19 protein-coding genes are annotated in these 17,988 nt (G+C 35.7%); 5 read left to right on the top strand and 14 right to left on the bottom strand.

Features of this window, described 5'->3' with window-relative positions:
• Nucleotides 1-3: 3 nt before the first annotated feature.
• The 4 genes from BLT30_RS16345 to BLT30_RS16330 all read right to left on the bottom strand — a co-directional run bounded on the left by BLT30_RS16345 (nucleotide 4) and on the right by BLT30_RS16330 (nucleotide 5,482).
• Complete coding sequence (locus BLT30_RS16345) at nucleotides 4-3,693, bottom strand: T9SS type B sorting domain-containing protein (RefSeq protein WP_089874635.1); 3,690 nt, start codon at nucleotides 3,691-3,693, stop codon at nucleotides 4-6.
• A gap of 484 nt (nucleotides 3,694-4,177) precedes the next feature.
• Nucleotides 4,178-4,447 (bottom strand): hypothetical protein, encoded by a 270-nt coding sequence (locus BLT30_RS16340; RefSeq protein WP_089874634.1) that lies wholly within the window; start codon nucleotides 4,445-4,447, stop codon nucleotides 4,178-4,180.
• Entirely contained in the window at nucleotides 4,444-4,659 is a 216-nt protein-coding gene (locus BLT30_RS16335; protein WP_089874633.1) for a hypothetical protein, read from the bottom strand. The genes BLT30_RS16340 and BLT30_RS16335 overlap by 4 nt, the downstream gene beginning before the upstream one ends.
• Before the next feature lie 262 nt (nucleotides 4,660-4,921).
• A complete protein-coding gene (locus tag BLT30_RS16330; protein ID WP_221405598.1) occupies nucleotides 4,922-5,482 on the bottom strand; it encodes a helix-turn-helix domain-containing protein in 561 nt (186 codons plus the stop codon).
• Nucleotides 5,483-5,648: 166 nt separating this feature from the next.
• Between BLT30_RS16330 and BLT30_RS18420 the strand changes: the two genes are divergently transcribed.
• The 3 genes from BLT30_RS18420 to BLT30_RS16320 are packed head-to-tail and all read left to right on the top strand — an operon-like array spanning nucleotide 5,649 to nucleotide 9,120.
• Entirely contained in the window at nucleotides 5,649-5,780 is a 132-nt protein-coding gene (locus tag BLT30_RS18420) for a hypothetical protein (protein WP_262488093.1), read from the top strand.
• Nucleotides 5,781-6,809 (top strand): glycoside hydrolase family 130 protein, encoded by a 1,029-nt coding sequence (locus tag BLT30_RS16325; protein WP_089874632.1) that lies wholly within the window; start codon nucleotides 5,781-5,783, stop codon nucleotides 6,807-6,809.
• Between the two features lie 43 nt (nucleotides 6,810-6,852).
• On the top strand, nucleotides 6,853-9,120 hold the full coding sequence (locus tag BLT30_RS16320; protein WP_089874631.1) for a glycosyltransferase: 2,268 nt from the start codon (nucleotides 6,853-6,855) through the stop codon (nucleotides 9,118-9,120).
• 62 nt (nucleotides 9,121-9,182) lie between these two features.
• Here BLT30_RS16320 and BLT30_RS16315 read toward each other — a convergent pair whose 3' ends face one another.
• The gene (locus BLT30_RS16315; RefSeq protein ID WP_089874630.1) at nucleotides 9,183-9,482 is read right to left on the bottom strand and encodes a helix-turn-helix domain-containing protein; all 300 of its coding nucleotides are present in this window, start codon (nucleotides 9,480-9,482) and stop codon (nucleotides 9,183-9,185) included.
• Nucleotides 9,483-9,661: 179 nt separating this feature from the next.
• On the opposite strand from BLT30_RS16315, the gene ccoN reads away from it, so the two are divergent.
• Nucleotides 9,662-11,941 (top strand): cytochrome-c oxidase, cbb3-type subunit I, encoded by a 2,280-nt coding sequence (gene ccoN / locus BLT30_RS16310; protein ID WP_089874629.1) that lies wholly within the window; start codon nucleotides 9,662-9,664, stop codon nucleotides 11,939-11,941.
• 24 nt (nucleotides 11,942-11,965) lie between these two features.
• Nucleotides 11,966-12,841, top strand: coding sequence for a cbb3-type cytochrome c oxidase N-terminal domain-containing protein (locus tag BLT30_RS16305; RefSeq protein WP_089874628.1), 876 nt, complete (start codon nucleotides 11,966-11,968; stop codon nucleotides 12,839-12,841).
• A 168-nt stretch (nucleotides 12,842-13,009) separates the two neighbouring features.
• Here BLT30_RS16305 and BLT30_RS16300 read toward each other — a convergent pair whose 3' ends face one another.
• The 9 genes from BLT30_RS16300 to BLT30_RS16255 form a co-directional block, all read right to left on the bottom strand.
• Entirely contained in the window at nucleotides 13,010-13,273 is a 264-nt protein-coding gene (locus tag BLT30_RS16300; RefSeq protein ID WP_089874627.1) for a hypothetical protein, read from the bottom strand.
• On the bottom strand, nucleotides 13,260-13,823 hold the full coding sequence (locus BLT30_RS16295; protein ID WP_089874626.1) for a hypothetical protein: 564 nt from the start codon (nucleotides 13,821-13,823) through the stop codon (nucleotides 13,260-13,262). The genes BLT30_RS16300 and BLT30_RS16295 overlap by 14 nt, the downstream gene beginning before the upstream one ends.
• A gap of 243 nt (nucleotides 13,824-14,066) precedes the next feature.
• The gene (locus tag BLT30_RS16285) at nucleotides 14,067-14,510 is read right to left on the bottom strand and encodes a hypothetical protein (RefSeq protein WP_089874624.1); all 444 of its coding nucleotides are present in this window, start codon (nucleotides 14,508-14,510) and stop codon (nucleotides 14,067-14,069) included.
• A 37-nt stretch (nucleotides 14,511-14,547) separates the two neighbouring features.
• Entirely contained in the window at nucleotides 14,548-15,249 is a 702-nt protein-coding gene (locus tag BLT30_RS16280; RefSeq protein ID WP_139166696.1) for a hypothetical protein, read from the bottom strand.
• A 74-nt stretch (nucleotides 15,250-15,323) separates the two neighbouring features.
• Nucleotides 15,324-15,812 carry a hypothetical protein gene (locus BLT30_RS16275; RefSeq protein WP_089874622.1) on the bottom strand — a complete coding sequence of 163 codons (489 nt, stop codon included), beginning with the start codon at nucleotides 15,810-15,812 and terminating at the stop codon, nucleotides 15,324-15,326.
• Between the two features lie 12 nt (nucleotides 15,813-15,824).
• Nucleotides 15,825-16,313, bottom strand: coding sequence for a phosphate ABC transporter permease (locus tag BLT30_RS16270; protein ID WP_089874621.1), 489 nt, complete (start codon nucleotides 16,311-16,313; stop codon nucleotides 15,825-15,827).
• 66 nt (nucleotides 16,314-16,379) lie between these two features.
• Complete coding sequence (locus BLT30_RS16265; RefSeq protein ID WP_089874620.1) at nucleotides 16,380-16,613, bottom strand: hypothetical protein; 234 nt, start codon at nucleotides 16,611-16,613, stop codon at nucleotides 16,380-16,382.
• The gene (locus BLT30_RS16260; RefSeq protein ID WP_089874619.1) at nucleotides 16,600-17,043 is read right to left on the bottom strand and encodes a hypothetical protein; all 444 of its coding nucleotides are present in this window, start codon (nucleotides 17,041-17,043) and stop codon (nucleotides 16,600-16,602) included. The genes BLT30_RS16265 and BLT30_RS16260 overlap by 14 nt, the downstream gene beginning before the upstream one ends.
• 16 nt (nucleotides 17,044-17,059) lie before the next feature.
• Nucleotides 17,060-17,728, bottom strand: a complete 669-nt coding sequence (locus tag BLT30_RS16255) for a hypothetical protein (RefSeq protein ID WP_089874618.1) — start codon at nucleotides 17,726-17,728, stop codon at nucleotides 17,060-17,062.
• Nucleotides 17,729-17,988 lie beyond the last annotated feature (260 nt).

Below are 17,988 nucleotides of genomic sequence, written 5' to 3'. Positions count from 1 at the left end.
GGATCAATTCCTGTTTTTTAAAAGTATCCATCCGGTAACTGTTCTATCAGGCAAGACCATGATATACCAATAACTTGCGGTTGGCAAACTTCTTCCATTAAATTTTCCGTCCCAAATAAAACTTTCTGTACTTTCCTGTTCATAGACCAAAACTCCGTTTCTATCATATATTTTGAGATTGGAAGGTACATTTTTAAAAACATCCAGATTTCTGAATGACCATCTGTCGTTTAAATTATCCTCATTCGGTGTTATCACATTCATAACTTTTACGGACAAACCATCTTTGCTATCACCCAAGCATTCAGAATCTTCATACCTGACATAAAAAGTAACAAGACCCGGTGGCAAGTTTTCAAAAACATTGGAGTCTTGCCAATTCGTACCATCAATAGAATAAACAATTTTCCTGCTTCCAGTAGCAATCACCTGATAAGAGGTAAAAGACAGTCCGATCAATTGCGTGATAACAGGAAGCTCATAGGGTTTCACTTCAAAATAGTCTGTATGACTGCAAGTATTACCACTCTGAATGGTAAGCGAGTAAATCCCTTCCGTCTTTATATTGTCTATATATTTTTCTTTTGATATGATTTCTCCTGCAGGGTTTTTCCAGATGTATTCTCTAGGATCCAGAAAGGATAGATCTGGTTCTATCCTGATTCCCACACCAGGACAAAAATAATAGTCTTCCAGCTCAAACACAGGTGCTTTTTTCAAACGGATATTGATCTTAACCAATGCGGGACAAGCCCCAGAACCGGTCTCCTCTACTTTTACAAAGATGACAGGTGGATGTAAGCGATTATCATATTGATAAGCCGAAGGTGTCGTTATCTTATTAGTGTCCGCATTAAGGTCATTCAATGTCGGATAATAGGAATAGATAGCTGTTGGTTTATATATCTGATCTTGAAATTGGGTAATATCAATGGTTTCCTTTCCATCATTGGCATCATCACACTGTTCAAGCGTAAAAGTATCGTTATCTACAGAAAGTGCTGTGCCTAATATGAAATCTATTGTAGAAGGTAAAGTGAAACATCCCGCGATGTTTTCTACCAGAACATAGATCCTGCTTGGAAAAGGTTTATGTGAAAATCTTTCCGGATCTTGGATAGGTCTGTCTGCAGCAACATCAGCCAAAGTAAGATAAAATCTAAAATTATTTTCCGGGGCCGTCTCACTCACCATATTTTCTGTAAATTCTGGTAATAATAAATTAACTTCAGGAGTTCCGTCTATATTACTATCGCAAACCTTAATGGTAGAAGGAATCGCTTTTGGCGGGAAATAAGTTTTTAAAACAATTGGTGCGACGGAAAAACACTGCGAATTCTTTGACTGGAACCTTGCCCAATAAGTAACGGTATTATAATAGGTCGTTTGAAGATTGTTTATTTTCAAAACACCTTCGTTTGCATCTTCTTGGGTCGCATGGTAAGTAATTTCTATATCAGTAATCACATCAGTATTTTGTGTTGGCAGATACATTTTCTCTATGGCGTCATTCAGATCGTATGTTTCACCATAATCATAGCCTTTATCACATTTTGAAATAATCCCGGATTGAAGAATGACAGCCGGAAGAAAACTAAAATTAAGGGCAATCTTTGCCACGGCGAAACAAGCCCCTTTGGCAACCCTTACATATACATCAGTATCTTGGCTTATCTTGAAAGCTTTCGGGTCTGCTATTCTATTCCCTAATACACCTGTATTAGAATTATAACTTTGATAGTAAGTATAATTAAATTGCTCCGTTCCTGAATATATTTCCTTTTGAAATTGTGTAAGATCTACCGGTTCGGAACCATCATTGTTATTATCACACATCAACCCAAGATCCGCAGCTAAAAAGTCTTTTGTAAGAATTGGACTCGCTACGAGTGTAAGTGAAACCGGATAAACCCTGAAACAGTTTCCATTATCTGCAGCCATGTCTAATCGGACATATATGACAGACGATCCGCTAGAATTATCAAGCTGATAGGTTGTTATGGCGCCAGTATTTGCATTTGCCAATGCAGGATCTGGAAAATAACTGACCTTCACAGGTTGACCTGCGGCAACAGCACTATTCAAGCTGTTTAAAATAACGTTCTCTACTCCATCATTCCTGAAATCACAAATATTCTGATTTGATGCAGTAAAAGGATTTCGCAGTTCTATTGTAATTTTCTTGACTGTAAAACAGCCATCAGCATTTTCGAAACGAACGAAATAAGTATACACCACCAGATTACCATCTTTTGTGAGAATTTGATTTGGTGGTACAGATGCGGCTTCATTTGGTATCGTTGCATCAGTCTGGGTCACATAAAAACTTACCTTTGTGATTTTAGATATGGGCGTAATAAGCATCTCAGGATAAAGTGTATTCAGGTCCACCGCAAAATCTTCCTTACCATCAAAACAGTATAGTTTTTTGATATCAGTAGCTTCTATCTTCTCGAGGAAGGTAATGTTCATATTTATAATTCCGATTGTGTAGCAACCACTTTGATTGGTCACTCTTGCATAGACAGTATACCTCCCTCCTTTTATATTGCTTATTCCGGCACCACCTTGTTCTGCCGCTGAAAGTGTGTTGTAGTATCTAACATTTACTGTGGGATCTGTTGTGATCAAGGGCGTGACCATAGTATTCCAATTGAAAAGTTCCGTATTATCTGCATTATTATCACATAATGTATAACTAAAACTTACAGGGCTGTTTATTACTGGCGCACTTCCTCCGCTTTGGCCATACGTCACATCAATATCATCGCTCATCGTGAAACTTTTCGTACAGACCAAATAATCAAGGGTCACAGTGTATTTTTCATTTTTAGTCGGGCAGGCATCGATTGTGGCTGTATTCCCGACAATTTGACCAGATGAGTTTTTCCAAACTATATTGGGTTGCACCTCAGCACCTGCAGGTCTAAATTTCCAACCCTCGTTGCCAGACTGCCATACAACAGCATTCCTTCCGGATGGAGACAACCCGTCGTTCCCTTCTGCATTCATTATACCAATAAGTGATTCTTTGAATTTTGCAGTTCCACAAGGCAGAGGTTTATTTTCCACTATGACATCTATTTCATTAGAAAACTCAGACAATACAATTTGAAAAGTAGAAGTATCTGTACAACCTGTAATCCTCGCTTTATAGAAACTAATGACAAATTTTCTACAAGGTGCGGTTCCCATAACGCTATAATAGATATCTCCTTCTCCTGTTTTGGAAAAGATCAGATCTTGCATTACTCCAAATATGGAATTTTTTGGAAGAAGAGCACTTGGATTAGCTTCCAATATATTCGGGTTACTGGCCAAGCCTGCTTGTTTTGTATCAAAAGTGATAAATCCATTTGTACTGACCACCAGCTTATCATATGTTTCGCCATAAAAACAAAAATTAAAGGGAAGAGGAATGATATCCGAAAAAGTATCGTCGGTGTCTGCATTCAGAGGCGTTCCTTGGTTGAAAGGAATAGCTGGAGCGTAGTTTTGTGGCTCGACTTGATATGAAGTGGTAAGAAACGTTGCTGGGATATTATTAACCGTTAATCCTATACATGCACCAGTTCCGCAACTCAGTTGTGTTGATGTATTGCCAAAAATATCAGTAGCAGTAACATTAGAACAGGTTTGCGAATAAAGAAATTGACTATAGATCAATGTGATCAGTACTATTAAATTTCTCATATCCGAAGATTTAATTGATTAGCAACTCAACAAACACCACAGTCATAATTATAAAATATTTAAATATCAGCATTAATATTTAAATATAAATACACAAATCATATTTATTTTTATACAGATATTATACCATAGTACTTCCTGGCTCTGACAATCCTAGAATATCTAGAAATACTTGCCCAACAAAGTGTTTTAAAGAAATTATGCAAAAGATTATAAATCTCTCAAAGCCAGACTGGAATTCTGATATAGATATAGTTATCACACAACAAATCTGTATGAGGAAGAATTAAAAATGAATCATAAACCGAACCTTACGCATTATAATGGTTTCGGGTTTGAGGATTCTGTTTTCTAAATTCACGTTGGTGTAAGTAAAGGGAAACAGCTGCGTAAAGTCAAACATAAGAATGGATAACGGCCGGTAACGATATCAAGTTTGATAACATTCCTTTCCTAATGCTGAAATAATCGTGATCTTTAAAGATCAGATAACATCATAATCATTGAGAGTCATTATAAAATGATGGTCAATTACATTTCGCGAGATCTCACATAATTTCATCAATTCTTCATTGCTATAGTTCTCGAAACTAAAATCATCAGGAACATCGACTGTATATTCTGCTATTTTTTCTGTATCAATAAGGTCAATTGCCATCAGGTCATTAAGCGAGCTGAGGATACTTTTTTCTCCCAGAAAAGGCATTTCCCGGCTAATGGAATCTTTAAATTTATATAGCTTAATTGTTTTCATTTCGCCATTTCTTTTTCAAAAGTAAAAAGCTGCATTCTTATAGATGTAAGATATTGCTTTAGGTCTTTAGGTGTAATATATTTCTCATTTTGCGACATAAACAAAGGGGTCTCATTTAAAAGAAAATATAATTCCGGATATAATGTCTGGATTTTGACTGTTACCTCAAAGATCTTTTTTGTAAGATCTTGTAAATTATCGATCGATTTCATACTAATTAATATGACACATACAATTATTTTCAAATAAAAAAGGACAGGGACTTAAAAGCTCCTGCCCCTTTTTCTACCAAAACTCTTAAAACATATGTACTATTTCTCGAATTTTGATAAGATCATTATGAAAACTGAGTGTTATTAAGGATCTAATAACTTTCTCACGGTTTTTGCATAGTTTATTTCTATTCAAAGATGGTTCATTATCTAGGTGAAAATGCTACATATTTCTAAAATAGATTTGCATAAATCACACTTTTTACAAATCCTCTAGGTTTTTCAAGCGTTTTTGCTTTAGTTGTTTATAAAATGAGGGAGAAAGTCCTGTTATTTTTTTAAACTGGTTTGAAAGATGCGCAACGCTGCTGTAATTGAGTTTATACGAGATTTCGGTAAGATTGAGCTCATCATACAGAAGCAATTCTTTTACCTTTTCCACCTTATTGATAATGATAAAATGCTGTAAGGTCATTCCCTTCACTTCGGAGAATGTATTGGCAAGGTAAGTGTAATCATAGCCGAGCTTTTCACTGATATAATCTGAAAAATTTTCTTTTGGAAGAGATTCGGAATAATGGATCATTTCCGTGACCGCATTTTTTATTTTCTCGATCAGAATGTTCTTTTTGTCATCCAATAATTCAAGTCCGGTTTTGAGGAGGTTTTCTTTTAACAACTTTCGCTGTTCATTGGTAATATCATCCAATATCTCCACCAAACCAAGGTCTACCAGCGCATTCTTGATGCCCAGTTTTTCCAGTTCCTGATGAACGACCATTTTGCAGCGCAGACTTACCATATATTTTATATACAACTTCATGACCCTGTACTGTATTTAAGCCCGTCAATCAAAATATTGACAGCCACTCTTCCAAAGTTAGTCCTTTAAATTTTAATAACTATGATTTATGTAACAAATTGAAAGACTATTACAAAGCTTTCCTTTTTTTATAAGTGATCTTTACATACAATAAAAAATATTTCAAATGTCAAAAGAAAAGGAAACGAACAAAAAAACAGATAAAACACCTCCAGCAAAATCACTAAAAGAGAAACGGGAGGACAAACAAAACAAAAGGAAAGACAAAGAAAATGAAAGTCGCAACGCAACAACCTAAATGGTAGAGATAAAAAAAGAAGGAATCATACTCAGAAAAACCGACCTGAGTTTTGAAAACGACGGGGTTTTGAATCCGGCAATCATTAAGGAAAATGGCAAAATACACCTATTTTACCGTGCTGTTGCAAAAGGTAATTTTTCAACTGTCGGACATTGTGTATTGTCAGATCCGCTTACAGTAGAAAAACGGTCAGACTCACCAATCATAGTTCCAGAATCCGAGTATGAAAAACACGGCGTAGAAGATCCCCGAATTGTTAAGATAGATGACCTCTTTTACCTTACTTATACAAGTTACGACGGCATCAATGCGTTAGGAACATTAACAACCTCCAAAGACCTCAGGTCATGGAAGAATAAAGGAATTATTGTTCCGAAAATTTCTTATGAAGAGTTTAAGACCTTATCGGAATCAGAAGGTTTAATACCTGAAAAATATAAAAGATACAATCAGTTCCAGATCAGTCATATAAACAGCTATCCTATTTTTTTATGGGATAAAAATTTGATCTTTTTCCCAAGAAAAATAAACGACAAATTTTATTTTCTTCACAGAATAAGACCAGAAATTCAGATCGCAAGTACAAAAAATATCGAAGATCTGAATTCTGATTTCTGGCAGGATTACTTTTTACATTTTAAAGACCATATTCTCTTATCACCGAAATATGACCACGAATCAGGTTATATTGGAGGTGGATGTCCGCCAATAGAAACAGAATACGGCTGGCTTATGATCTACCACGGTGTCTACGATACCGTTAACGGATATGTTTACAACGCCTGTGCGGCTTTATTGGACCTCGGAAATCCGGAGAAGGAAACTTCCAGGCTTCCTTATCCGCTTTTCAGACCGGAAGAAGAATGGGAACTGAAAGGTGAAGTCAACAATGTCTGTTTCCCGACAGGAACCATTATAGAAAATGACAGACTATATATCTATTATGGAGCCGCAGACGAAAGGATTGCTGTTGCATCACTCAGTATTTCAAAGTTATTGAAAGAGCTGATGATGTACGCCGTATAACGATGATCCAGTAGGAATTATCCGATTAAAATTAAAGTAAAATATGAATAAAAATATTAATTCAGATGTGGAGGACAAAGCAATTAGACAATCTTATAATGGACAAAAACACAAAACCAATAATAAAACCGAGATTATCTTTGTAAGTACTTTTCCTCCAAAGGTCTGCGGAATTGCAACTTATACTCAGGATCTCATAAGATCTCTTCATTCGAAATTCGGAGAATCATTCAAAGCAATTATTTGTCCGATGGAAACAGAAGAGGAAAATTATGAATATCAAGAATATACCGAGTATAAATTAAATATCTCAGATGCCGTTTCCTATCTGGAATTAGCTGCGAAGATCAACAAAAATGATGCGATCGATTTGGTGATGCTCCAGCATGAATTCGGCTTTTTTAATGAAACCAGAAATGGTTTGTATCTTTTTCTCAAGAATTTAAAAAAAGATGTTATTATCACTTTTCACACCGTTTTGCCAAAGCCGGATAAAGAGCTGAAGGAAAAAGTGAAAGAAATCGCCGATTTTGCAAGATCTCTCGTTGTAATGACAAGTATTTCTGCAGACATTCTTTCAAATGATTATGAAATCTCTTCCGATAAAATCACAGTGATACCTCACGGAACACACCTTTTGCCTTTTACAGACAAAATTGCGCTGAAGGAAAAATATGATCTTAAAGACAAAAAGGTCCTTTCGACATTTGGTTTATTAGGTTCCGGAAAAAATATTGAAACCACACTGAAAGCCTTACCAGCGATCATTGCTAAAAACCCTGATGTTATTTTTCTAATTCTTGGCAAAACACATCCCGCAATAGTAAGGCTCGAAGGCGAGAAATATCGTGATTTTTTGGAAGATCTCACTTGTAAACTTCATCTGGAAAACAATATCCGCTTTATCAATGATTATTTGCCACTTCCAGAATTACTAGAATATCTGCAGCTTACCGACGTTTATCTTTTCACTTCAAAAGACAGAAACCAGGCAGTGAGCGGAACATTTTCCTATGCGATCAGTAGCGGATGCGCCATTGTTTCTACTCCGATCCCACATGCTTTGGAAGTTTTAAAGGAAGATACCGGAATTATTATTGATTTTGAAGCTCCGGGGCAGTTGTCTGTTGCAGTAAACACATTGTTAGAAAATGAAAGCAAACGGGAGGAACTACGTCAGAAATCATTGGAAAAAATGGCTCCGACAGCTTGGGAAAATTCATCTATTTTACACGCTTTGCTATTTCAGGAATTTGGAAATAATAAAACAGAACTCAATTATAATCTACCGGAAATCAATCTTGACCATATCCAAAATATGACGACAGACTTCGGGATGATCCAGTTTTCAAAGATCAGCAAGCCGGATATCAATTCAGGTTACACACTGGATGATAATGCACGGGCGATGATCGCTATTTGCAGGCATTTTCAGATCAATGAAAAAAAATCAGATCTGCAGTTGATCTCAATTTATTTAAACTTTATCAAATTTTGCCAACAAAAAGACGGCAGTTTTTTGAATTATGTTGATGACCATAAACAGTTCACTCAGCAGAATTATGAGACCAATCTGGATGATTCCAATGGCAGAGCAATATGGGCTTTAGGCTATTTAATGTCTTTAAAAGAAATTTTGCCTCAGGAATTTTCTGAGACTGCGGAGGAAATCATCCAAAAAAATCTTATCTGGGCGGAAAAAATCCACTCAACAAGAGCAATGGCTTTTATTGTAAAAGGATTGCATTACCAAAACTCGGGGAAAAACCTTCCATTATTAAAAGAATTAGCGGATCGTTTGGTGAAAATGTATCAACACGAAGCAAAAGACGATTGGCATTGGTTTGAAAGTTATCTGACCTATGGAAACAGCTTAATACCGGAAGCTTTACTCTGTGCGTGGATTTCGACTAAAGATGAGATTTACAAACAGATTGCCGAGGAGTCTTTCCAGTTTTTACTGTCTAAAATTATGATTGACGGTAATATAAAAGTGATTTCCAATAAAGGCTGGCTGCAAAAAGAAAACACTGAAAACGATCTTCCAATTGGAGGAGAACAGCCTATTGATGTTACTTATACAATTTTGGCACTGGAAAAATTTCATACAGTTTTTAATGATAAAAGATATTTAGAAATGATGAAGAATTCATTCAATTGGTTTCTGGGAAAAAATCATTTGGATCAGATTGTTTACAATCCCGCAACGGGAGGTTGTTATGATGGTATCGAAGAGAAAAATGTAAACCTTAACCAAGGTGCAGAATCTACGATCAGTTATCTGATGGCAAGGCTTTGTTTTGATAAATAACTTCAAAAAACAATCAAAAAAAACTTATATAAAAAGCTGAATACGCTTTGCAAGACGACCAACTACAATAGGTCTTCCGGTACAGAAATATTGTTCTTTTTTATAAAATCAAGGAGGCCATTATATTTGGCCTCATAATCATGATCACTTCCACCACACTGATGAGAGATACTGCAAATGTCTGAAGGCTTTATATCTAAAATAGCCGACACTTTGGTAAGAATATCAAGATTGATCTTAACTTTGGAATTTTCAATATCTGAATAGGATTTTTGGGAAATCCCCATTTCAAAAGCCATATACTCCTGGGTATAATCCTTATCCCTTCTTATTTTTCTGATGTTTTCGCCACACAGTCTCATTGATTAGGTTTTTAGTAGGTTTTAGTATAATTTAGAAGTAAATCCATTAGTACTACACAAAGCTACAAAATACCTTTGTCAAAACATAAAAACTGTACTATGATATTTATTTCTATAGCCAATGCTCTTGTAAAAGGCATTTTTATGAAATAAGATCATCCTCTACTCAAAGCGTAATTATGGTGACACAAAAATTTCATTATGACAATAATATTGTCAGAGCATTTCTCTATGCAACTATTACATTTGGAATCATTGGTTTTATTCTGGGACTTACAGCTGCATTAATGCTTTTTTATCCTGAATTACCAGAATTTTTATTCGGCACGGATGACACCACTATCCAGAGTTTAAGAAGCGGTAATATTCAAGGATTGATCAATTCCCAGGGCGCGATGGGTTTTGGTAGGATCAGAATGTTGCATACCAGTGCCGTTATCTTTGCATTTGTCTGTAATTCTTTTTTCTGCGGTGCTTATTACAGTATGCAGCGACTTTTGAAAACCAGAATGTATAGCGACACACTTTCCTGGATCCATTTCTGGACTTGGCAGCTTATGATTATTGCTGTAGTTATCACATTTTTGATGGGGATCAACACTTCTAAAGAATATGCCGAACACGAATGGCCAATTGACATTCTAATCACTTTGTCGTGGGTTATTTTCGGAATCAATATGTTCGGAACAATCCTAAAACGGAGAGTACGACATCTTTACGTTGCAATTTGGTTTTATATTGGAACCTGGATCGCTGTTGCGATGCTTCATATCTTCAATAATTTAGAAGTTCCGCTATCTTTCACAGGATGGAAGTCATACTCAGCTTACGCTGGGGTCAAAGATGCTCTGGTACAATGGTGGTATGGTCATAATGCAGTTGCATTTGTATTGACTACTCCAGTTTTAGGGCTGATGTATTACTTTTTGCCAAAGGCGGCAAACCGTCCTGTATTTTCTTATAAATTATCGATCATCCATTTTTGGTCTTTGATTTTTGTTTATTTGTGGGCCGGACCACATCATCTTCAATATACTGCTTTGCCAGCTTGGGCCCAAGCAGTGGGAACAGGATTCTCTATTATGTTGATCGCTCCATCGTGGGGAGGAATGCTGAACGGGCTCTTGACCCTGAGAGGTGCTTGGGACAAAGTAAGAGAAGAACCTATTCTCAAATTCTTTGTAGTCGCCGTTACCTGTTATGGTATGGCAACTTTCGAAGGCCCACTTCTGGCAACTAAATCTTTGAATAAAATAGGTCATTATACAGATTGGGTGATTGGTCACGTTCACTTAGGTGCGCTTGGCTGGAATGGCTTTATGGCATTCGGTGTTGTTTATTATTTGGTTCCGGCCATGTGGAAAACTGAGATCTGGTCCAAAAAACTCGCCAACTGGCATTTCTGGCTGGGAACTTTAGGAATTATTTTCTATGCTGTGCCGATGTATCTCGCAGGATTTACTCAGGGATTAATGTGGAAACAATTCAATCCAGACGGAACATTGGTTTACAAAAACTGGCTGGATACTGTTACCGCTATTCTACCCTATTTCAAAATGAGATTTCTAGGCGGATTGTTCTATCTTGGTGGTGCCATTTTAATGGTGATCAATGTTTATAAAACCATTAGAATTGGTTCGTTTCAAAAGAATGTACCGGCAGAAGCCCCTGCATTAGCTAATGTCGGCAAATCCAGAAAACAAGGCGAAGGAATTCATCTTTGGCTTGAAAGAACACCTCATTTATTATCAATTCTAGCATTTGTTGCGATTGCGATTGGCGGAATTGTGGAAATTGTCCCAACCCTTACCCTACAAAGCAATGTACCGCAGATATCAGCAGTAAAACCATATTCGCCTCTTGAATTGGAAGGCCGGGATCTCTATATACGCGAGGGCTGCAACTCCTGCCACTCTCAGATGATCAGACCTTTCCGTGATGAGGTGATGCGTTTTGATGGTAAAAACGGGCAGTATTCGAAGGCTGGAGAATTTGTCTATGACAGACCATTTTTATGGGGATCTAAAAGAACGGGGCCTGATCTGCATCGTGAAGGTCAAAGGAATCCAGACTCCTGGCATTTCAAACATATGTATAATCCAAGAATTACTTCAGCAGGGTCTATTATGCCACGCTTCCCTTGGTTGATCACCAATAAACTGGACCGGTCCAAAATGGTAGATAAATTAAAATTGATGAAAAATAATTTTGACATCCCATACACAAAGACTGAAATAGATTCTGCTGATCAGTGGGCAGATAATCAATCCCAGGCCATCGTTAAAAGGATCTTTTCTGAAGCCGCCGATTTGAAAGATCAAACGGAACAAGAGAAGAAGGCAAAAGGAGATGCCTTTATCCCATTGGAACAGAGAGAGATCATCGCTTTGATAGCTTATCTGCAAAGATTGGGAACCGATATCAAAACAACAGAGGTAAAAACTGCAAGTATAAAGTAATTAATCCTGAAATTTTTAACCGACATGAAAACGAGAACTCCAATATCGATATACATTACCGTAGCTGTCATTTCAATTTTTATAGCTTTCGAGATGTCCGGCGATCCGGGCTATCTGAAGACTCCGCTTTTCTGGGGAATCCTTGTGATCATTTCTATCCTTTTGTTGATCATGGATTCTATAGGAGATCTGGTGGAGAACGCCAATTTTCAACTTTTAACTGACGATGAAAAGAAGGAATACTTAAAAGAAAAATCGATACCCTATTTTCAGAAACTCTGGAATTCGGCTTTCAAAAAACAATCGGCGAAAGAAGAGAAAGAGATTCTTATCGACCATGGTTTCGATGGGATCACAGAACTGGATAATGCATTACCAAAATGGTGGCTTGGACTGTTTTATTTTACAATCATATCCTGTGCTATATATTTGGTTGCCTTTGCGTTTACAGATTATGCCCATCCAGATATAGAATACCAGGATGAAACCAAATTTCAGCTTGCTTCAATCAAAGACTATGAAAAAATAGCACCTGCAATAAGCTTGGAGACAGCAAATTACAATGCAGATAACATTACCGAAGGCGAGCAGATATTCAAGACCAACTGCGTGTCATGCCATTCAGAATCCGGAAGAGGTGGAATCGGTCCGAATCTTACTGATAACAAATGGATCAATATCAAACAAAAAAGTCTTTTCAAAAATGTTTTCTGGATGCTTGAAAACGGTTCACCCAATAATCCGACAATGCGACCATTTATTAAAGACGGAATCATTACAGGAAGAGATGCTGAGAAAGTAGCTGCCTACATTTATCACATTAATCAGGAAAAATCCCCAATCACAGAAGCTCAAGGCGGTGCTGCGCCACAAGGTGAAGAGGCACATTGGGTAGAATAATTAAAGCTAATGAAATATTGATGTTTTCCATGAATCTATGCTACATATACATCATGCTGCACAGAATCATAATTATACCATTAGCTTCCAATCTTTGGATGATATTATATAAGTCAAAAAGCCGTAATTCCGGAATAAAATAATATTCATCATTTTTATTTTGTGCTTTTAGCTTGGTTTTATATGATTTTTAGAGGGTATTAATACAATAAAAACCAACAAGAAAATCTGTATGATAATGACACCAAAAGCAATTACCTGAATCTGAAAAGCATCATTTGAAACACGTTTGGCGTTTTCTCTGTCTTGTTTAACTCTTTCTTTCAAAACTTTTTTTTCGCACTCGTCGATATCGGTCCGGTCTTCTATTTTGTGGATAGCATCCATCGCATACCATTCGTTTTTGTTGACTGGAATATCAAGTGAACTCATTTTGATCACAATCAAATAGCAACAGATAATTATCGTGATGACGGAAAGCGAAATAGCAATTATTTTTTTCATTTTTACAGTTTAATTTTATCCGTAACAACCAAAATTTATGTTTTTTCATTCTTCCATCTTTGGAAGTTCCAATGACGATGATGGATTTATTTTTCAATAATTTTTTTCTTGCTTGGAGTAATTGTTTAACTATTAATTCTTTGCAATCATTAGAATAGATCAAAGTATGATCATCAATAACATAAGTTCTGACCTTTGGATTTTTGTTGACGATCAACCTTTCATCTACATTCTTATATTTTATTTCCACCAAATCCAATTCTACATAAAATTTTCCATTTTTTTCAAAGATATTCTCAACATAAGCATTGATTTCAGGAATATCTTCGCCTAAAATAATCTTGTTCTGCTCCTCATTATCACTTTTAGTTTTAACCTCAGCAGATTGCTTTTTAGGGTGATTATTTTCTGCGGCTTTATCACAACTGAATAAGATAAGAGCTGTTGTAAAAATTAAAAATATTGTTTTGTATCTCATCCGTGTTTTTGTTAAGGTTAAATTTAATTTTCAATCTTTAAACTCAGCGCCCGACATAAAAGCCAACGACAACAAAATGTAAATAAACATTATAAATAAAATAGGCATCATCAAAGCAAACGAAATCAAAGTAATTTTGATGTTATATCTTTCCCTCATTATTTTCTTTACCAAATAATCTGTTCCGAACCAAGCAATCGATAAAAGAGGAATGAATAAAATCAAAAAAAGAATCGTCATAGTTTAATTAAATTTCTCGTTTCCCATCAATTTCCTGAAATGTAGAAAACAAACCAGCGTACAAGCCAAATGTGGTAAAACCAAACTACCAGAAAATTTTGCAATACTTTTTATGGCTTCAAAACTGTTTCCGTTTTCTATCATATCACCGATAATCATACCCGAAAAAGTCAACAGCGGAATCAATGAATAGGTCAACAAAGACAAGAACCAATTGTTCCTGATCTTCTTAAAAAGATTCAGGAAAATAGTCACAGAAGATAAGGTCAAAAAGAAAACAAATTTTAAAGAATAAATAAAAGAAATGCCCGTAATGATTGCCATCCACCATTCATTGGAATCATCATCGAGCCCTAATAGTTGAATCAATAAAAACCTTGAAACCAAAAAACTGACTATCAAAATGATCAGCCAAGTTATCGTGAAATATCCGGTCAGTTTTCCCATTAATTCGATTATTAATTAACAATTTCAAAATAATTATCTAAGGCTTAGAAACAGGAATAAAAGCCAATCCCGTCACTTTATAACCTTGGATTGTGGTGTTCCATTTTGGCATCTCTTTGATTTTTGCAATCAGGGCTTTTTCCGTTTCGCTGTTTAATGAAAGCAATGACAGATTCTGCAAAGTCGCAGTTCCGTTTTCGTCTATTTCCAGCGTGAGGACAAGATCTTTTGTAGCCAATTCTTTTTTCAGGATTGGAGCGATATTTTTCTCAACCCATTTATTCAGTTCGGCATCACCACCGACAAATTCCGGGTGAATCGGTTTGTTATTTTTAAATTTCGGAGGCAAATCTGCAGGATAATCTTTCAAACCAACTTCTTTTTTCACAAGTACCAATTTACCTTTTGCATCAGGCGTATAAACGTAATGGTCTAAAGTCGGCGTTTCCTTGGTCTGATTAAATTCTATAAAATGAATCTCAGAATCATTCTTTCTGTAAATCCCTAAAAACGTTTCCTTATCCTTCTTTTTATCAAAAACCCGGGCGATGTGTTCCAATTTATCTCCTTTGGAATCGATGATTTGATATCTGGTTACTTCCAAATCTTTTTCGCTGGAATCCGTATCATAGATTTTAAAATCAGCATTTTTTAGTTTGATTTCTTCCCTTAGATTTTGGGCGTTAATATTTAGGCTGAAAAATATTAAGATAAATAGTTGCAAATAGTTTCTCATCATTTGTGTTTTATATCAAATTTAATACTAATCTAAATTTTATAATCGTAATATTGACAATTCGTGTTTGGAAATTATTATTCTTTGTAAAAAACTTCCGATTCGTCTTTGGATTCTCCCCAACCTGTCCAATAATCTCTGATGACCAATTTGTGTCCGTCATAAGATTCTATCTTTCGCACCCAGTTTCTTGGCGGACAACCTTTTTCAATATTTTTGGTAAAAGTGGTAACGAAAGTGTGTTCATCAATCCATTTCAGGCGCATCGTGTCCGGGTCCATCGGGAACATTTCGTTTGTCCAGCTTATCGTTTCATCATCTATAAATTCGAATCCCGCATAATCTGCACCTTCAAGAATATATTTACCTTTCAACACTTTAGAAAAATCTGTATTTTTATTTTCGGTTTTGGTTTCATCTTTTGTTTGGATGCGGTCCGATTGATTTTTGGTTACAGGAATATTTTCAGACTTTGATTTATTTTGATAAAAATCTTTACCTAAAAATCCTAAAGCAAAGAAGACAATCGCTGTCAAAAGAATGGTTAAGATTGGTTTTGATTTCATTGGATTTAGTTTTTAATCAAGTTTTTTCAGTTCTACCAAGCCAAAATGCAGCCAAACACCGAAAAATCCGGTTTTGGTAAAGAACGTTCCTTCCTTCTGGAAATCTACTGTTGTATTTGGTTTTGTCTGACAAATGAAAAAATGGCCGCCATCAATACAGCTTATTTTCTCTTCCTGATAAAGCTTTGTCCAGCCAAATTGCTCATATTCGTTATCATCATCCTCAAGATTAAAAATAAATCTGCGGATTACCAAAGCATCTTTCCTTTCATCTTTTTTGGAAGTAACAATCCATCTTTTTAAATCCGATTCAAATCTTGCAGGAACATCTTCCGATTTTACATCTTTAGTTTTTGCGATGAATAAAGTATCTAAAGCCTTTTTATCATCCTTTGGATACACTTCATAGCTTCCGCTCCAGATATCGTTCTGAGATTGGTTTTGAGCTTTGAACAGAAATGAAAAACCCAATAAAATAAAGGTCAGTAATATGTTTCTCATTTGTTTTTTTTTTAATTCGATAAATTAAGAAATAGATAAGAGCCAGAATAGCCGAAAAAACCAAAATCACCATCGTAAGAAGCTGAAAAAATGCCTTAGCAAAATCCTGACTTTCAGCATCGCAAAATAAACCATATCGCCCCAAATATCAATTCCTTTTTGACCTTCGTACATCGTTTCGTCACAAGCGCAATATTCCGGAACTACAACTCCAAGATAGAATAACAAAATCGGAATGCCAATGAAGAGCAAAAGTGCTACGATTGCTTTTAGGATCTTGATCTTTTCAATTCGCTTCATTCTTATTTATAAAAAATTTGTAATTAAATATGAAAATCACAATGACAGACATTATCAAAATCGGGAAAAAACCTTGGTTTAATGTTGCATGAATTTCTTCCTCAAAAAGATATGTGCTCCAGGAAGATTCCCTTTCCACAAAATCCGAATAATCGATAAAAAACCACCAAAATGATAGTAACAAAAATTCCAGAATGAGTTTTAAATAAAGATTCTTGATTCTTGAAATCAACATAAAAAACAAGCTAAAAAAAACAGCCGAAAACAAAGAAACAAACAACGTATCCAAAGCAAAACTACAATCTAAACAACTGCTGGAAAGCTTGTCTGACAAATAACCCATCGCCCAATAGACCTGCAAGTAAGTTCCTGCAAAAATCACAAGAAAATAAAAGGAGAACTTTTTTAGGAAAAAAATCAGTTTTTGCATCAAAAAATATTTTGAATTAAAACTTGGTCAGCCAAATAAACAACAAGATCGCCCACTGAGCACCAATTGTAATCCAAATCATATTGCGGCTTGGTTCTGAAATATTTTTCAGCGTTTGGATGGTTTTTACTTTGATGATGTCGTAGAAATTGAGGTTTTCCTGAGTAAAATCAATGTCATCCATTTTCACTTTTTTCATTCCGAAAACAATGATTTTCCTCAGCCATTTGTTCTCAGATTTATCTTTTCTGATGGCCTGGATGATTTTCAGCTTATTCATAGAATAATCGCCTGTGTTTCGTAAAACGTTGGGTTGTTTCGCCTGGAATTTGTTTAAGACCCTGTCCAAAATCGGAATGATGAGACTTTCCGATTTATCTGTAATGACCTTGTTTGTGATTTTGGAAATGATATACTGATTCCCAAACAGAAAGAAAACGTACGGACTTGCAAGACAGGTCAAATACCACAAAACAGAGCCGACAGGCCTAGCGAAAAACATCATCAGCAAAAACGGAATCGCGCTTGCGTGTGCAGAATGTCCTGCATCAATCCCTTTTATCAGGATTGTAAACTCGAGGATGATAACGATGACGGTGGAGAGAGCTCCTAAGATGTTTATTTTGAGAAAACTGGATGCTGCAGAAGCAGATAATTTGGCAATGTACTTTAAGTTTTCGTTCATTTGGTTTGTGTTTTTTATTTCAAATCAAATATAAAAATTTTAGATCTAGTAAAACAAAATGCACAAGCAACATTGGTTAGCTCTGCACTTGTCAAATTAAATTCATATCATTTTATTTTTCTTACCAATTTTAATCAGTTTAAAATCAGTACAGCAATTTTTAGATTTGTGCATTTTTTTAATGGCATCATATTTTTTGATAGAATCTAAAATAAAGCAAAATTTAAAATTAACGTTAGTCATTTACAATCCGCTGGGAA

The sequence above is a fragment of the Epilithonimonas hungarica genome (genome assembly GCF_900102265.1).
Taxonomy (GTDB): domain Bacteria; phylum Bacteroidota; class Bacteroidia; order Flavobacteriales; family Weeksellaceae; genus Epilithonimonas; species Epilithonimonas hungarica.
Note: the sequence above shows the minus strand (reverse complement) of the source record. Positions and strands in the feature narration are given on the sequence as shown.

Excerpts from the sequence above, each read along its gene's own strand:
- BLT30_RS16345 (WP_089874635.1), bottom strand. The coding sequence starts at position 3,693 with ATGAGAAATTTAATAGTACTGATCACATTGATCTATAGTCAATTTCTT.
- BLT30_RS16340 (WP_089874634.1), bottom strand. The coding sequence starts at position 4,447 with ATGAAAACAATTAAGCTATATAAATTTAAAGATTCCATTAGCCGGGAA.
- BLT30_RS16335 (WP_089874633.1), bottom strand. The coding sequence starts at position 4,659 with ATGAAATCGATCGATAATTTACAAGATCTTACAAAAAAGATCTTTGAG.
- BLT30_RS16330 (WP_221405598.1), bottom strand. The coding sequence starts at position 5,482 with ATGAAGTTGTATATAAAATATATGGTAAGTCTGCGCTGCAAAATGGTC.
- BLT30_RS18420 (WP_262488093.1), top strand. The coding sequence starts at position 5,649 with ATGTCAAAAGAAAAGGAAACGAACAAAAAAACAGATAAAACACCTCCA.
- BLT30_RS16325 (WP_089874632.1), top strand. The coding sequence starts at position 5,781 with ATGGTAGAGATAAAAAAAGAAGGAATCATACTCAGAAAAACCGACCTG.
- BLT30_RS16320 (WP_089874631.1), top strand. The coding sequence starts at position 6,853 with ATGAATAAAAATATTAATTCAGATGTGGAGGACAAAGCAATTAGACAA.
- BLT30_RS16315 (WP_089874630.1), bottom strand. The coding sequence starts at position 9,482 with ATGAGACTGTGTGGCGAAAACATCAGAAAAATAAGAAGGGATAAGGAT.
- ccoN (WP_089874629.1), top strand. The coding sequence starts at position 9,662 with ATGGTGACACAAAAATTTCATTATGACAATAATATTGTCAGAGCATTT.
- BLT30_RS16305 (WP_089874628.1), top strand. The coding sequence starts at position 11,966 with ATGAAAACGAGAACTCCAATATCGATATACATTACCGTAGCTGTCATT.
- BLT30_RS16300 (WP_089874627.1), bottom strand. The coding sequence starts at position 13,273 with ATGAGTTCACTTGATATTCCAGTCAACAAAAACGAATGGTATGCGATG.
- BLT30_RS16295 (WP_089874626.1), bottom strand. The coding sequence starts at position 13,823 with ATGAGATACAAAACAATATTTTTAATTTTTACAACAGCTCTTATCTTA.
- BLT30_RS16285 (WP_089874624.1), bottom strand. The coding sequence starts at position 14,510 with ATGGGAAAACTGACCGGATATTTCACGATAACTTGGCTGATCATTTTG.
- BLT30_RS16280 (WP_139166696.1), bottom strand. The coding sequence starts at position 15,249 with ATGATGAGAAACTATTTGCAACTATTTATCTTAATATTTTTCAGCCTA.
- BLT30_RS16275 (WP_089874622.1), bottom strand. The coding sequence starts at position 15,812 with ATGAAATCAAAACCAATCTTAACCATTCTTTTGACAGCGATTGTCTTC.
- BLT30_RS16270 (WP_089874621.1), bottom strand. The coding sequence starts at position 16,313 with ATGAGAAACATATTACTGACCTTTATTTTATTGGGTTTTTCATTTCTG.
- BLT30_RS16265 (WP_089874620.1), bottom strand. The coding sequence starts at position 16,613 with ATGAAGCGAATTGAAAAGATCAAGATCCTAAAAGCAATCGTAGCACTT.
- BLT30_RS16260 (WP_089874619.1), bottom strand. The coding sequence starts at position 17,043 with ATGCAAAAACTGATTTTTTTCCTAAAAAAGTTCTCCTTTTATTTTCTT.
- BLT30_RS16255 (WP_089874618.1), bottom strand. The coding sequence starts at position 17,728 with ATGAACGAAAACTTAAAGTACATTGCCAAATTATCTGCTTCTGCAGCA.